The sequence below is a fragment of the Bacillus sp. WC2503 genome (assembly GCF_052682895.1).
On the sequence record NZ_JBQYMD010000001.1, the window covers coordinates 3,417,701 to 3,434,472 of the forward strand.

Genomic DNA, 16,772 nt, shown 5'->3' on the forward strand with positions numbered 1-16,772 from the left:
TTTTTGGTTTATTTTGAAGCAGTCGTAACTGCCAATGCTAATGAATATACTTTTGTTTCTGCTGAATCAGCACGAGATGTTAAAACTATCGGTGCTTTTGCGCCAGCAATCATCGCTCCTACTTTTGCATCTGCAAAGTAAACGAGTGATTTATAGAGCACATTTCCAGCTTCAATCGTTGGGACGAGTAAAATGTCTGCCTTACCTGCTACATCACTTACTATGCCTTTATGCTCTGCTGCGATTTGTGATACTGCATTATCTAAAGCAAGTGGTCCATCAACGATACAATTTTTAATTTGTCCGCGGCGATTCATTTGTGTTAACATCGCTGCATCAATTGTCGCCTGCATCGCTGGATTCACAACCTCTACTGCTGCAATTGGTGCCACTTTTGGCAACTCGATTCCTATTGCCCGGGCAACTTCTACAGTATTTTGTATAATAGCAGTTTTTTGTGTTACATCAGGTGCGATGTTCATCGCTGCATCTGTAACGAAAATAAGACGATCGTAATTTGGAACTTCAAATGCTGCTACATGTGAAAGCACGCTACCTTTACGTAACCCCCACTCTTTATTTAACACAGCCTTTAAAATATTCGCTGTTGGGATGTTGCCCTTCATAAGCACATCTGCTTCACCGTTTCTCACAGATTTAACAGAAAGCTCTGCAGCCTCAGCACTTGACGCTGCTGCAATCACTTCAATGTGGTCTGAAGTTTGTAAACCATGTTCTTGTAGCATCCCCATTATTTTTTCTTGATTTCCATATAGACGAAATTGAGCTAGCTGTAATTTAATCGCTTTCGCTACAGCTTCAATTACTTCATGATCTTCAGCTACTGCTACAGCTACAGTTTTTTTAGGCTGTCCTGCTGCTTGATCAATTAAGTGTTCTAACTTCATATTTTGTAATCAACCCTTTCCGTCGTCCCTCGTTTATTTATAAAGCAAATACCGTGCCAACTTTTTAAAGTGGTCTTACCAATAATGAAAACGCATTCAAAATGCAGTAAAATCAATACTTTGCAAAATAACGAAACATTCTGTCTTAATTTGTCGCTTTTTATATACCATGCAATAAATTGCACGGTACGCAATTTATTGCATGCTATTTTTTGCACACTCATACTTTTCTAGCTTGTAATATAGATTTCGAACTGAAATTCCTAATGCTTTTGCAGTTTTCGTTTTATTCCCATCAAATTTCTCTAGATATCCACGAATAATATTCCCTTCAAACTCTGTCACTAAATGTTCAAGTGGCTTTTCTTCTAATTCAGGTAATAAGTTATTTTGAGCTAACTCCGCCTGCTCTTCTTTATGCAAAGGGGGTAAATGCTGTACATCAATATATATCTCGTTATAATTCATAAAGATAATCGCTCGTCCTAAAATATTTTCAAGTTCCCTTACATTCCCTGGCCATTCATATGATTGTAGATAGGAAATAGCCGAATCAGTGAGCCCCTCTACATTCCGACCATAATCTTGGTTTATTTTTTGTATCAATCGTTCAGCAATTGCCGGTATATCTCCTTTTCGCTGACGAAGAGACGGAATTTGAATTGGAATTTTATTTAATCGATAATATAAATCCTCTCTAAACTCTCCTTCTAGAATAGCCTTTTCTAAATTCACATGTGTCGCTGCAATTACCCGAACATTAATAGGTATCGCTTTCGTTCCACCAACTTTTACAATTTCTTTTTCTTGCAACACGCGAAGGAGTTTCGCTTGCGTATTTGCAGACAACTCACCTATTTCATCTAAAAAGATACTACCGTTATTCGCTTCCTCAAAGAATCCGCGTTTCCCCCCTCTTTTCGCTCCAGAAAACGCACCCTCCTCATAACCGAATAATTCACTTTCTAACAACGTCTCCGAAATCGCCGCACAGTTTACACGGACGAACTTATTATATTTTCGATTACTTCCATTATGGATCGCATGTGCAAATAATTCTTTACCCGTCCCAGATTCTCCGCGTAACAATACTGTTGCCGGTGTATTCGCCCCAAGTTTCGCCTGCTCGATAGCTGCAGTTGTTTCATCTGAATTTCCGACAATATCATCAAATGAATATTTTGCTTCTAATGTACGAATAATCTGTCTCGCTCTATTCAACTCATTTGTTAACTTTTGAATTTCTGATACGTCACGAATTACACCGACGCTTCCTTTTAATATCCCATCAACAATAACGGGTGCTACGTTTACAATTACATCGCGCTTCTTTTGCCCAATCTTCATATGTATTCCGCGTACCGCCCTACGCGTTCGAAGTACTTTCATATGCATACTTTCACCTTCTACAATATCAGTTGTAGCCGGTTGTCCAAGAATATCTTCTTCTGTTAAACCCGTTAACTTCGTATAAGCAGGGTTTATAACTAATCCTCTTCCTTTCTCATCGACAACCGAAATTGCTTCTTCAGATGAGTTGATAATTGCCTCGAGTAACGTTTGAATTTCTTTTAAATCTGTAACTTCTTCCGCTAAATCTACAACTTCTGTAATATCTTTAAAAATCGCAAATGCCCCTTGAACCTCTCCTCCTTCTTTTAATATTGGAATACGTGTTGTAATAATTTTCTTTTCATTTTCTAACGTCAGTTCATAATTTACTTCTATTTGTTTCGTACGTATAATGCGAAGCAGCTTACTAGTTGGAATAACTTCTAAAATATATTTCCCTATCGCGTCTTCTTTTTTATATCCGATAATACGCTCTGCACTTTTATTAAAAAGACGGACTTGTCCCTCTTTATCAATTACAATCATACCGTCATGTGTAGAATTTAAAATTAATTCTCCTTGTTGCGTCTGTTCCTCTAACTGTCCAATTAAACCTTCCTTCTCATGCGCTAATTTTGTAACAATTTTCGCAATATCACCTGGAATGAGAAGAGTATCTTTATGCTTTTTCTCTAGTAAAACTTTATGTAAACCATCGTCACCTGTCATATCAAATATGACATCGATATGCATAGAAAGAAACGGAGTTACACTCTCTCCAATCACAATCCCATTTTCCTTAGCAATTTGTAATCCTTGCGCAGTCGGATTTATATCAATAACTCCTATAATTTGAAATATATTCGAACTTTGTAACAGATTCAGCAGTGTACTTCCACCTTCACCTGCACCAACAATTAAAACCTTTTGTTTCATACATTACACTTCCTCTCGAAGTATCTCTGCAAAATTTTTCACACCTTTATCTTACTCGCTCAGCCCCCTCTTGACAAACCCCCTTCTCATATAACATCATTGGAATATACTAAATAATCTGAAAAGGAGCGTTATGTATGCAGCGTTACCTTGCTCTATTATTAGCACTCATCCCTATTTCATTAGCTGTATTCGGCATTAAGTTAATGAGAGATACTGTGTTTGGGATTTTATTCCCCCCAATTTCTATACTATGGTTACAGTTTTTTATTGGCGCTCTCTGCTTCGCACTCGGGTTTTACATCTTTGGTGGCTTCGTCTTACACCGAGACCGTAAACGCAATAAAGTTCAAGCTCGCTTTAGAAGATAAAGTAAAACTTTAATCACTAGGGTTTTGTCCATTTCTAACTGATGATGAGTCCTACAACAAAGAGCTTGATAAATAAAAAATGAGACCTTTATATTAGGTCTCATTTTTTATCGGCAATAAAGTTCTTGCTGTTTCAGGATAATCGGTAATAATCGCCGAAATATTCATATCAAAATATTTACGCATAAGAGTTTCTTCATTTATTGTATAGGGGCGAACCTCTACACCACTTTCCATTGTTAGTATAGCTATGGCATCTTGAAGGTAACGATAATTAGGATGTACTGCTGTTGCGCCCATTTTTTTTGCATATGCCCACGGACTATGCAAACCTTCACGATATAAAATAGCTGTTTGAATATCCGGAGCCATCATATGACATTTTTTCATACTGTAGTGATTAAACGAAGAAAATACAACACGATCTTCTAGACTAAACTTACGTACAAGTGTTATAACCTCTTCTTCTAAACCTCTATATGGGATTTTATTATTTTTAAATTCAATATTGAGTAGCAATTTCGTTTTGGCGAGCCATTCTAATACTTCTTCTAGAAGAGGTATTTTACAAAAACCTACTTTATCACCGAATTTATAACTCGCATCCAACTTACATAAATCCTCATATAAATAATTTCGAACTGCACCTTTTCCATTTGTTGTCCGATCCACTGTTTCATCATGAATGACGACAACCTTTCCATCTTTCGTTAGTTGAACATCAAGCTCAATTCCGTCCGCTCTAAAAGCCTCCGCCGCTTCAAATGAAACCATTGTATTTTCCGGATACGTTCCCGCTGCACCACGATGTGCAAATATAAGAGTCATCCTCACTCCCCCAATCTTATGCTATACTATACGAAAAAGGAGGTACTTCTATGAGACCATTACAAATTTCTCCAGACACTGCAGTTCGCTTATCAAAAGCATTAGGTGTGCCGCTCGAACAGCTCATGCATATGCCACAACACATTTTAATTCAAAAGCTAGTTGAATTAGAAAAACAAAATAAAGACGAAGAATAATATGGTCCTGTTTTGCAGGACTTTTTAATTTATCCTTACTACATATACTATCACAAGTACATCTTCCATACAGTGAAACTTCCACCAGATAAGTTATCTTGTCTTATTCTCCTACTGATCCCACAACTAATCGCTTTCTTACAAGCATTCTTTGAACAAAAAAATGAAAGAGCGTTGCCTCATGGCACCGCTCTTTCATTTCTCTATTGGAAATATATTAAACCTTTATCATTTATCCACTTTATGATTTATCGTTGTCTTATTATGCTCTGTTTTCACCCATGTATGTTGTTGCTTCCATTTAATTAGACCAACAATTTGAGCATAAACAAACGTATATGCGTAATAAAAGATAGAAAAACTCATTTGGATAAGTTTATACTTTCTATTTGTATCTACCTTAACTGCATAATACATACAAACAACAAATTGATACAGGAATAATATTAAAGAAAGAATACTCGCACCTAAAATCATCGCAACTAAACGTTTCCCTATTGCAGGGATATCTTGATATGATTGCGTCGCAACAACATATCCTAAAGCAATTAAAATACCTATCAAGGTTATTGTCATTTGAACTGCACGAGTCATTCCGAATAGATAAAACAACTGGTCAATAATTCTTATTTTCCCTTTTTCAGTAAACAGTTTTTTTACCATAGGTTTAAAGTTTGTAAATGCAACATACCAATGCCCTTGAGACCAACGCGTACGTTGTTTAATACTAATTTTAAAGTTATCTGGTTTTTCATCGTATACTCGAACAAAGTGATTCCATAATACTCTTCCATTATCTTTAACAATTTCCATCTCTAATTCTAAATCCTCTGTTAGCGAATCAAAACGGAAACCACCATGTTTCATTAAGTACTCCATTTTAACAATGAACCCAGTTCCACCAATAGCATTCGGTAATCCCAGACGATATTTTGCCAGCTGGAAGAAACGATTTGTTAAGTAATAGCTCATAGCATAACCAAGCGATAAATTAGTCGCTGAGTTTTTTGAATCTAAATAAATTTGAATCGCTTCTGGCTTATCTTTAGCAATGTACTGTGAATTTAACTCTTGTAAAACATTCGAATCGACATGATTATCAGCATCTAAAATCATTAAACAGTCATATTTTTCAGTCAGTTTATCAAATCCTAAATGACGTAACGCATATTGTAAACCTGCTGGTTTCCCTACGCCTTCACGAGGAAATAGCTGTTCACTTGTATTAACATATTTCATTCCCTTTTCTTCACAAATAGCACCTGTTCTATCCGTACTATTATCATTTACAACATAAATATCATACAAATCATCTCGGTATTGAATTTTTCTTAAATTATCAATAGTTGAACCAATTACTTTCTCTTCATTATGTGCTGCAACTAATATTAAAAACTTTGTCTTATCTTCAATTATTTCATAATCACGTTTCGCTTTACCAAATCCAAAAAAGGAAATGATTACATAGTATACCGTATTAATATTAACATATACTGTAATGATAAAAAACAATGCTAATAACACGGTAACTACTTTTCCGCTCAAAAATTCCATGTCCATCCTCCTAAAATCTTTCCAATATACACCATTATAGACTCTTAAATAATAATAATCTAGTTCGTTTCGTATTTCAAATAGTTTTTCTTACATAACGATGAAGATTAGTATCGTAAATAATCATAAAATACAGTGGAATTTTAGTCAGCTTTTTTTATCTATCTCCACTGACTATTATCCTCTATTAATTAAGCTTTTATTGTAATCTACCTTTCGCTAACCACCAAATCCCACTTACTAACATTACGTCTAAGCAAACTGTAAATAAAAATAAATGTTTAGCGAAATCCCCTTCTCCACTTCCAACAAATGGGACCACATAAGAAATCATGCCAATTATAGCTACCGCTGTAAATATGTCAGGAATAAGCCGCTCACTATGCGTCTTAGCTCTTCTGTATTCTAGCAAAATTCCTAGTCCATATAAAACGTATAAAAGAACAATCCATATGAATCCATTTGGATGATATTGCTCTTTCACATGACTCCATAAAGAAAATGTCTCCACTTGAGTAGCGGGAACTGGATTATCTTTTTTCTCATAATTACCAAGAAAAGCAACCCCATCAACGGACGGTCGGATAGTCCAAGCATATTCAGCTGTTGCCTCTAGTTTACTCCAAAATCTTTGTGGATGCGTCAAATAAAATTTGGCGATATCAGGGAATTTTATTTTATTATATAATTCTTTGTGCAATCTCGGGTCTTCCTGTGGTATCGCTGCATTAGACCAAAAATGAGTTCCTGCATTTACAGCAAGTTCTGGATCAACTCCAAGATCACGTAAATCTTGTTCTGGGTTTGGAGAATCTTTAAGAACCCCATAAAATACTGTTTGATATATATTAATTTTATCAATCCAGGCAGGTGAGCTTTTATAACAAATGAAAGATAAAATTAAAAGTAATGCCGTCATTGATACAATTACACTTCTCCATACTTTATCCTTGCGTATAAACCATAGTCTAATAGTAAGTAATGCTGCTATAAATCCTGCTGGTGTATACTGCGTTTTAGAACAAGCTAGCATTATTGCTGATATATAAAACAAAATAACTAACCAAATAGACGGATGTTTCTGACGCGCAAGTTGTATTCCTAATGCAATTGTTAAAAATAGAAACACATACGTTACAGCTTCACCATACATAGAATTAAAATATAGTATGTATCCAATATCTGCAAAAACAACAATTGTTAACGTTACAAGAAAACCATTCACGATTTTATTATTCGTTTTATTCAGTTTGACAATTAGATATAGTGCTAGAAGAAAAATCATAATATATTCGACCGCTAGAACTCGTATATCAAACCAAGGTCCTGGTAATATTTTACCAATCCATAAAGCTGGAACCATGAGAAACAACTGCGAAGAAACATAATCACCTGCAGCTGGATTCACATAAGCATATAAATGATGGATAAATGAAAAGTATTTATCTACCCTCGCTTCATTTGGATCTGGATAAGCCAATCCAATTTGAATCATAATACGTTCAAAGTCACCATTGTCAGCGAGACCAACAATAGGCTTAATAAGTAATAAACCAATCATTACTATTGCCGCAACAACAACTGCTATAACTTCCCATTTTAACCACTTTGTCTGCATTTTTTATCTCCTTTATATGCATGCCATTACGTCATCGTTTTTTGCCAGACAAACATGCAACTAGCATTATCCTTCCAGCTCTTTTTAAGTGTAAATTACAACCTATTTTGTCATATTTTTTAAAAAAGAATCTAGAAATACGAAAGCTTATAGTAAATATACCTCTTTATTTACTATAGCTTTCACAATATAAAAATCAACAAAATTTTACATCATCTACCTTAAACTGTCAATTGTTAATCTGATCTTTCAACATAATATTTTATTTATTAATTTAAATATTAGCTTCTTTCAGCAATAAAAAATTCAATTGGCCTCTTATTAGGACGTCGTTCGCACTAATAAGAGGCGAGGGATGGATACCTCCACTACTTATAGTTTCACTTTATTACACTTGTTTTGCATCGCTGTAGTTGCTTCGCTTTCAGTAGAATTTCCAGTAACATATAGATCCCCCTCTACCTACTACCTACTACCTACTACCTACTACCTACTACCTACTACCTACTACCTACTACCAGCGATTCTCCTTTTTATCTATTTCAGCACTTGCTTGTTTATCTACTGGATAATCTGCAAGTTTTAATATCCAAAAGGTCGCCACCACCACAAGCCCCTATAACCACTACTATCCCTAGCCAAGTTAATATTTTATTTTTCCGCTCTCGTCCCCCCATCTGTATTTATTAAAACCTCTCGCAAAATATTATATAAAAGACCGTGCCCTTATAAGTAATCCTTCTAAATATAGACTTTATATCCTAGGGAGTTGAATGAGCCTTTAATTTACAAAAAAATTTTACTTCTCTACAAAATAAAAAGGCAAATGAATCATAAAATTCATTTGCCTTTGAATGAAACTTTTATTTTTTTAAAATTAGTATTGTTTCTAGATTTCATCGTCAGCTTTGCTATTTATACTCTCAGCTAGCCTTATGTTCAAGTCTCAACTTATCCGCAACCATTGCGATAAACTCAGAATTCGTAGGTTTTGCTTTTGACATGGATACTGTATAACCAAATAAGGACGAAATAGAATCAATATTTCCACGGCTCCACGCTACTTCAATCGCGTGACGGATTGCACGCTCGACACGGCTCGCTGTTGTATTATATTTCTTTGCAATATCTGGATATAATACTTTCGTAATAGACCCTAGTAATTCGATATCATTGTACACCATAGAAATCGCTTCTCGTAAGTACATGTACCCTTTAATATGAGCAGGTACACCAATTTCATGAATAATACTCGTAATACTTGCATCTAAGTTTTTCGGTTTTCCATCTATTGTTGTTGCTGATCGGAAAGATGGTAATGGACGTTTAATAGTAGCATTTGCCTTGCCACTCACTTGACGAATATGACTAGTTAAATTCTCCATATCAAATGGTTTTAATATGAAATATGAAGCACCTAGGTCAACTGCTTTTTTCGTCACATCTTCTTGTCCAAATGCTGTTAACATAATTACGCTAGGCTGTCTTAACCTTTCAATATGTCGCATTTTCTCTAGTACAGCTAAACCATCTAAATGTGGCATAATAATGTCTAAAACGAGTACATCAGGCTGCTTATCTGTTAATAAGTTTAAACACTCTTGACCATTATAAGCAGTACCGATTACTTCCATATCATCTTGAGCAGCTACATAACTCTCTAGCATTGATACTAATTCTTTATTATCATCCACAAGACATACTTTAATTTTCTCCACAGCTTTTCCTCCCTTACCGAATCGATTCTCCGACATGTGTATCCTTCTAGGCTACATGAATTGTTCGACAATTGTGTGAAAATTCCCTTTTAAAGTTTGTTACTTTCCGATAAAATCACAAAAAAATATGTTTATCGTTCATTTATTCCCTTTCGCAACACATTCCATCATAGAAATACAACGAAACGTTCAACCCTTTGCTTATATTTTACAACAAAAAACATCTCTTGCGGAGCTTTTACAAAATTTCAACGAATTTTTCAATAGAAAAGCGAGCTAATGAATAAATTAGCTCGCTTTTTTTTCTTGATCATAAATATTAATTCCAGCCTCATGTAACATCCATTCAATATGAACACCATACCCTGATGTTGGATCATTGACAAATACATGTGTAACGGCTCCGATTACTTTCCCGTTTTGTACAATTGGACTTCCACTCATCCCTTGTACGATACCACCTGTTTTTGCTAATAAACGCTTATCTGTTACTTTTATTACCATACCTTTTGTAGCTGGAAATTTTTGCGGTACCGTACTAACAACTTCAATATCAAATGCTTCTACTTTATCTTGATCAATAACTGTTAATATTTTTGCCGGTCCTTCTTTTACTTGATGAGATAATGCGATAGGCATTGCTTTATCCATTACGCCGTTTGTCATATTTGTATTTAATTTTCCAAAAATACCATACGGACTATTTATTGTAATATTGCCAATCACTTCACGATCTGGTGAGAACCTTGCTAACTTCTCTCCTGGATTCCCATGACTACCTCTTTCAATCGATGTAACTGTCGAACGCATAATTTGTCCATCTTCAACTTGAATCGGCTTTTTCGTATCATTATCAGAAATGACATGACCCAGTGCTCCGTATTTCATAGAATCTGGATGAACAAATGTCATTGTTCCGATTCCAGCTGCCGAATCACGAATATATAAGCCAATACGATAAGACGATTCCCCACTGTCTTTTTGTGGTGTTAATTTCGTGCGAATGTATTTTCCATCTCTTAACAAAACAAGGTTAAGTGGTTCACCTGTTTCACCACTACTATGAATAAATGGTGCGACATCACTCATTCTTTCAATTGTTTTACCATTAATTTCAGTAATCATATCTCCAATTTGCACACCAGCTGTTTCACCAGGAGATATTTTACCTTTTTCAGTTTGAATTAAATGATGGCCTACAACAAGTACACCTTTTGTGTTTAATTTCACACCAATTGATTGTCCACCTGGAATAACTTTAAAATCTTTTAATACTTTCACATTTACTTTTTTTACTGGAAAACCAGCGATTTGGAACACCATGTCCGCTTCACCATTTTGATGAGAATTTACCATAAGTCCTTGTTTTTGTTCATTCGAACTCACTGTAAATACATGGCTATTTGTAGATGAAGCTTTAAAAACTGGTAATGAAGCTATTTCTGATTGTTGTCCTTCAAAAACAACAAGTTGCTTCGGGGATGAAATAAACGTCCGAAGCGGCTTAAAACATCCAATAAAAACTAAAGAAACAAGGAGACAAAGACCTATTATTTTTCGAAATCTTTCTAATTTCAATTTGTTCACTCTCCTCGCTCCTACCCCACATTCAGCCTCTTGGCTTCACTTTTTAATCTCTCCTTGCAGTGCTTTATTTATAACCGGAAGAATTAAGAAATCTTCATTTGAGAAAAAAAGCTATCCATTACTGGATAGCCTCTGCTGTCTGTTTAAAATGATGCGCTTGCGTAAGTAACTCTTTCGCATGTTCTGTCGTTAAATCTGTAATTTCCACACCAGAAATCATTCGAGCTATTTCTGTTACTTTATCCTCCATAGTTAAAACGGTAACTGATGTAATTGTCCGATCATTCGCTACCTGTTTTCGAATAAATAAATGCGAATCCGCCATTGAAGCTACTTGAGGTAAGTGCGTAATACAAAGCACTTGTGAGTTTACTGATACACGATAAATTTTTTCCGCAATAGCCTGTGCAACTCGACCACTCACACCAGTATCCACTTCATCAAAAATAACAGATGCAATACCTTGATGTTTAGAAAAAATACTTTTTAAAGCTAAAATAATACGAGATAACTCTCCACCTGAAGCGACCTTTGAAAGTGGTTTTAACGGTTCACCGGGATTCGTTGAAATATAAAACTCCACGTGATCATAGCCGTCCGCCGTAAGGCGCACCGGTGCGCCTTCCACAAGAGGTTCTTCTGCATTTCCTTCTCTCTTCATGATTCTCACTTCAAATTTCGTTTTTTCCATATATAGTTCTTTTAATTCTTGATGAATAGCATTTGTAAGATGCTCTGCAAGTTCATGACGCATATTACTTAACAACGTTGCTTCTTTCAGAATAACACTTTCTAATTCCTTTAACTGCTTCTTCGTCGTTTCAATATGAACGTCTTTATTTTCAATCGTAAAAATTTCTTGCTCAATTTTATCAGCATACGCTAAAATCTCTTCTACATTATTTCCATATTTTCTCTTTAGCATACGAATTTCATTTAAACGTGTTTCAATTTCATCTAGACGATTCGGATCATATTCCATCATATCGAGATTTTCTCTAAGTTGATACGCAACTTCTTCTAATAAGTAATAGCTATTTGCAATTGAATCATGATTTTCTTGATATACTTCATCTAAATGTGTAATACTCTCCATTTGTCCCATTGCACTTCTTACATTATCTAATCCTTGTCCGTCAGCACTTAACGAACGATATGCATCACCTAACGCTTTATAAATCTTTTCAAAATTAGAAATTTGCAATCGTTCCTCATTTAATTCATTTTCTTCATCCTTCTTTAAATCAGCCTTACGGATTTCTTCATGCTGAAATTGAATTAAATCTAAGCGATGTGCCATTTGTTGTTCATTTTCACTTAACGATTTCAATTGTTTTTTTAATTTCTCATAGTCAGCGTAAACAGTTTGATATATATCCAACTGTTTAACAATACGCTCCCCATCAAAATGATCGAGCATAAACAGATGTCGCTCTTCATTCATTAAGTCTTGCGTTTCGTGCTGTCCATGAATATCAACAAGCGTTTTGCCAATCTCTTTTAATATACTAAGGGTGACAAGTTTCCCATTTACACGACATACACTTTTTCCGTTTGCAGCAATATCACGCTTCAAAATAATCATGCCGTCTTCTATTTCTATATCTAACTCTTCTGCCTTTTCAATACATGGATGCTTGTCGTCTTCCACATAAAATAACCCTTCTATCTCAGCTTTTTCTGTTCCGTATCGAACAAATTCCGCTGAACCACGGCCACCTACAAGTAAACTAATCGCATCAATAATAATCGATTTTCCAGCTCCTGTTTCACCACTTAAAACTGTTAAACCTTTTTGAAAAGAAATATTTAATGCCTCAATAATAGCAAAGTTTCTAATCGATAATTCCGATAACAATGCCCCATTCACCTCGTTATAAACTAATCCCCTACTAAGGGCTTTTCTCAGTTCTTTATTCAAATAGTCATACTATATGTTTGTATGTACTCTTCTAACCCGCTCCATTGTACCAAACATTCGTTTTACGGGTCAATCCACCTATTTTCTAATTTTATTCAAACAAAATATTATATTACAATTAAAAATTCACATTTTTAACCGCTAAAAAAATCCTGTTCACTTTCCACTTTACAGAGGAAAGCAAACAAGATTTTTTTGTTACAACATATTTAAGAAACGATCAGAGACAACACCTGTATCCTCAGGTGTACGGCAAATAATTAAGCAAGTATCATCACCACAGATGGTTCCGATGATCTCATCCCACTCTAAATGATCAATAAGTGCTCCAAGTGAATGAGCGTTACCAGGCAATGTTTTTAGCACAAGCATATGTCCTGCCGTGTCTAATTTTACAAATGAATCCACTAGATTTCGTTTTAATTTTTGTAACGGGTTAAACCGTTGATCTGCTGGCAAGCTATATTTATAGCGACCATCATGTAATGGCACCTTCACTAAGTGCAGTTCTTTAATATCGCGCGATACTGTTGCTTGCGTTACATTAAATCCCTCATTACGTAAAATATCAACTAATTCATCTTGTGTTTCGATTTCTTTGTTCGCAATAATTTCCCTGATTTTAATATGGCGCTGACCTTTATTCATACATTTGCACCTCACACTATCTCTTACCATAGTTTAAACATTGGTATACTTCACTTATTTATGTTAACTTATAATTCGTTACTTGTACACAATTGTTTTTACAATCATTATACAATTACAGCAAAAAGAGGAACAACATATGTTATTCCCCTTTTCCTTTTTGTTTTAGAACGTCATGCGCTTCTGTAACAACTTGCTCAATAGAAATTGGAGAATGATTTTTGCCACTCTCATCACGTTCACCATGCCATTTTAAATGAATTAAGAATTCAATATTACCGTCTCCACCCGTAATCGGTGAGAATGTTAAACCTTCTACATCATAGCCTTCTTTTAAAGCAAAATCGACAATCATTTCTACGACAGCTTCATGCACTTTTCTATCACGAACAATGCCTTTTTTCCCAACTTGCTCTCTTCCAGCTTCAAACTGCGGTTTAATTAACGCTGCTACATCACCGTTAAGCATAAGCATTGTTTTTAAAACTGGCAGTATTAGTTTTAATGATATAAATGAAACATCTATACTAGCAAATTGTGGTAAACCACGCTCTAAGTCTGCTGGTGTCACGTAACGGAAATTTGTACGTTCCATTACGACAACACGCTCATCTTGACGCAATTTCCACGCCAATTGATTATATCCTACATCTAATGCATAAGATAGTTTCGCTCCATTTTGAAGCGCACAATCTGTAAAGCCACCAGTTGATGAACCAATATCTATCATAACTTTATCTTGTAAATCTAGATGAAATGTCTCCAGTGCCTTTTCAAGTTTATAACCACCACGGCTTACATACGGCATAACTTGTCCCTTTACCGTAATCTCTGTATCTTGTGGGATCTTCTCTCCTGGCTTATCGAGTCTCATCTCATTCGCATATACGAGTCCAGCCATAATAGCACGTTTCGCTTTCTCACGTGTTTCTATAAGCCCTCGCTCTACTAATAGTACATCTACTCTTTCTTTTTTTGCACTCATTTGTTACGCCCTTTTTTGTTTTGATGGAATCATTGTATGAATACGGTCTACAACAGCATCTGTCGTTAAACCAATTTCTTCTAATAATTTTGTTACACTACCGTGCTCTATGAAACGATCTGGAATACCCATTCTTTCAATTAATGCACTATGGTATCCGTTCTCAGATGCAAATTCAACTACTCCAGTTCCAAAACCACCGATTAAACAAGCTTCTTCAATCGTTAAAATCGGTATATTTTTTCCTAAGAGATCATGTAAATACGCTTCATCCATTGGTTTAATAAAGCGAGCGTTCACTACTTTCACTGAAACTCCAGCCTTTTCAAGACGCTCTGCTGCTTCCATTGCCATTGGAATTGTCGTACCAAATGTTAAAATAGCTGCCTGCGTACCTTCTTTTAACGTTTCCCATGTGCCGATTGGAATTGCCTTTAATTCTTCGTCCATATGAACGCCAAGACCATTACCACGTGCATAACGTAAAGCGATTGGTCCATCTTCATATTGCATCGCCGTATACACTAAATGTTGCCCTTCATTTTCATCTTTTGGCATCATTATTACCATATTCGGTAAATGACGTAAAAACGAGATATCAAATACACCTTGATGTGTTTCACCGTCTGCTCCTACTAATCCAGAGCGATCTATTCCGATGAAAACATTTAAATTTTGACGACATATATCATGAACAACTTGGTCATATGCTCTTTGTAAAAACGTTGAATAAATTGCTAAGAATGGTTTCATCCCTTGCGTTGCCATACCTGCTGCCATTGTTGTAGCATGCTGTTCTGCAATACCTACATCGATCATACGATTCGGGAATTCCTTTTGGAATTTCTCAAGTTTCGATCCAACAGGCATTGCAGGCGTAATTGCAACAATACGCTCATCTTCTCTCGCCAACTTAAGTACTGTTTCACTAACAACAGCACTCCATGCTGGTGCAACTTCCTTCGGTTTAACGAAGTCACCTGACTCAATTTTATACGGGCCTGTTCCATGCCAAGTTCCAATTACGTCACTCTCAGCTGGTTTATAACCTTTTCCTTTTTTCGTAATCACATGAACAAGTACTGGACCTTTTGTTTTCTTTGCATATTGCAACGTTTCGAATAACTTTTCATAATCGTGCCCATCGACTGGACCTAAATATGTAAAGCCTAACTCTTCGAAAAATACGCCTGATACTAGTAAATATTTAAGACTATCTTTTATTTTCTCTGCTGTTGCAGCCACTTTCCCACCGACTGCTGGGATTTTTTTCAATATATACTCTAGTTCATCTTTTACCCAATGGTATTTTCCTGCGGTACGTAAACGACCAAGTACATTATGAAGCGCACCAACGTTTGGTGCAATTGACATTTCATTGTCATTCAAAATAACAATCATGTCTGTCTTTTCATGCCCAATATGGTTCAATGCCTCTAAGGCCATTCCACCTGTTAAAGCACCATCTCCAATGATTGGTATAACATATTCTTTCGTTTTCTTTAAATCACGTGCTAAAGCCATTCCCATTGCAGCAGATAGTGATGTCGAGCTATGACCTGTTTCCCATACATCGTGCTCACTCTCACAACGTTTTGGAAAACCACATAGACCTTGATATTGCCTTAATGTACCGAATTCTTTCGCACGTCCTGTTAAAATTTTATGTACATAGGATTGATGTCCTACATCCCATAAAAATTTATCTTTCGGACTATCAAATAATTTATGCAGAGCAATTGTGAGTTCTACTACACCTAAGTTAGGTGCAATATGTCCACCTGTTTGAGAGAGCTCTTCAATTAAAAATTTACGAATATCCTCACTCAATCCCTCTAGTTCACTGATAGACATATCTTTCAAAAAACTAGGGTTTTGAATTTGCGTTAGATCCACATGGATCACTCACTTTCATTTCATAATCTGTCAACATGTCAAATATTATAAAAAACATTTACACAACACAAGAAATTTTCTTTTCTATCCTTTATCTTACCCTGCTATCAACCAATCTATTGTGCCCTAATCCTATTATAAACCATATTTCTTTATGCGTTGAAAAAAATAGCCGCTAACACGAAGTGATAACGGCAATGTAATCTACATATATTTTTGCCAATAACAAGAAAAGAAAAACCTTTTCCTACATTTATATCATAAAATGATGAA

At 35.5% G+C, this 16,772-nt stretch carries 13 protein-coding genes; 2 read left to right on the forward strand and 11 right to left on the reverse strand.

The annotated features are described in order from the left end of the window. Positions 1-8 precede the first annotated feature (8 nt). Positions 9-908: a phosphate butyryltransferase gene (gene yqiS / locus ACUN26_RS17440; RefSeq protein ID WP_000763063.1), complete on the reverse strand. Its 900-nt coding sequence runs from the start codon at positions 906-908 to the stop codon at positions 9-11. A gap of 195 nt (positions 909-1,103) precedes the next feature. Further along, a complete protein-coding gene (locus ACUN26_RS17445) occupies positions 1,104-3,176 on the reverse strand; it encodes a sigma-54 interaction domain-containing protein (RefSeq protein ID WP_000811004.1) in 2,073 nt (690 codons plus the stop codon). A 137-nt stretch (positions 3,177-3,313) separates the two neighbouring features. Between ACUN26_RS17445 and ACUN26_RS17450 the strand changes: the two genes are divergently transcribed. Further along, positions 3,314-3,547 carry a DUF2627 domain-containing protein gene (locus ACUN26_RS17450; RefSeq protein ID WP_001190186.1) on the forward strand — a complete coding sequence of 78 codons (234 nt, stop codon included), beginning with the start codon at positions 3,314-3,316 and terminating at the stop codon, positions 3,545-3,547. A 93-nt stretch (positions 3,548-3,640) separates the two neighbouring features. On the opposite strand, the gene ACUN26_RS17455 is transcribed toward ACUN26_RS17450, so the two are convergent. After that, a complete protein-coding gene (locus ACUN26_RS17455; protein WP_000172599.1) occupies positions 3,641-4,375 on the reverse strand; it encodes a glycerophosphodiester phosphodiesterase in 735 nt (244 codons plus the stop codon). A 50-nt stretch (positions 4,376-4,425) separates the two neighbouring features. On the opposite strand from ACUN26_RS17455, the gene ACUN26_RS17460 reads away from it, so the two are divergent. Further along, positions 4,426-4,572, forward strand: a complete 147-nt coding sequence (locus ACUN26_RS17460) for a YycC family protein (RefSeq protein ID WP_001247671.1) — start codon at positions 4,426-4,428, stop codon at positions 4,570-4,572. Positions 4,573-4,800: 228 nt separating this feature from the next. On the opposite strand, the gene ACUN26_RS17465 is transcribed toward ACUN26_RS17460, so the two are convergent. From ACUN26_RS17465 to dxs, 8 genes are all read right to left on the reverse strand, one after another. After that, entirely contained in the window at positions 4,801-6,126 is a 1,326-nt protein-coding gene (locus ACUN26_RS17465) for a glycosyltransferase family 2 protein (protein ID WP_000395075.1), read from the reverse strand. A 199-nt stretch (positions 6,127-6,325) separates the two neighbouring features. Then, positions 6,326-7,744, reverse strand: a complete 1,419-nt coding sequence (gene wsfD, locus ACUN26_RS17470; RefSeq protein WP_001193753.1) for a glycan biosynthesis hexose transferase WsfD — start codon at positions 7,742-7,744, stop codon at positions 6,326-6,328. A gap of 923 nt (positions 7,745-8,667) precedes the next feature. Beyond that, complete coding sequence (spo0A, locus tag ACUN26_RS17475; protein ID WP_000411416.1) at positions 8,668-9,462, reverse strand: sporulation transcription factor Spo0A; 795 nt, start codon at positions 9,460-9,462, stop codon at positions 8,668-8,670. 288 nt (positions 9,463-9,750) lie between these two features. Then, entirely contained in the window at positions 9,751-11,049 is a 1,299-nt protein-coding gene (spoIVB, locus tag ACUN26_RS17480) for a SpoIVB peptidase (RefSeq protein ID WP_002048975.1), read from the reverse strand. A gap of 118 nt (positions 11,050-11,167) precedes the next feature. Then, entirely contained in the window at positions 11,168-12,907 is a 1,740-nt protein-coding gene (recN, locus tag ACUN26_RS17485; protein WP_000947737.1) for a DNA repair protein RecN, read from the reverse strand. Positions 12,908-13,168: 261 nt separating this feature from the next. Continuing rightward, a complete protein-coding gene (gene argR, locus ACUN26_RS17490; protein WP_001032581.1) occupies positions 13,169-13,618 on the reverse strand; it encodes an arginine repressor ArgR in 450 nt (149 codons plus the stop codon). 142 nt (positions 13,619-13,760) lie between these two features. Then, positions 13,761-14,603 carry a TlyA family RNA methyltransferase gene (locus ACUN26_RS17495; RefSeq protein WP_001274740.1) on the reverse strand — a complete coding sequence of 281 codons (843 nt, stop codon included), beginning with the start codon at positions 14,601-14,603 and terminating at the stop codon, positions 13,761-13,763. Positions 14,604-14,606: 3 nt separating this feature from the next. Further along, positions 14,607-16,499, reverse strand: a complete 1,893-nt coding sequence (gene dxs, locus ACUN26_RS17500) for a 1-deoxy-D-xylulose-5-phosphate synthase (RefSeq protein WP_000366442.1) — start codon at positions 16,497-16,499, stop codon at positions 14,607-14,609. Positions 16,500-16,772 lie beyond the last annotated feature (273 nt).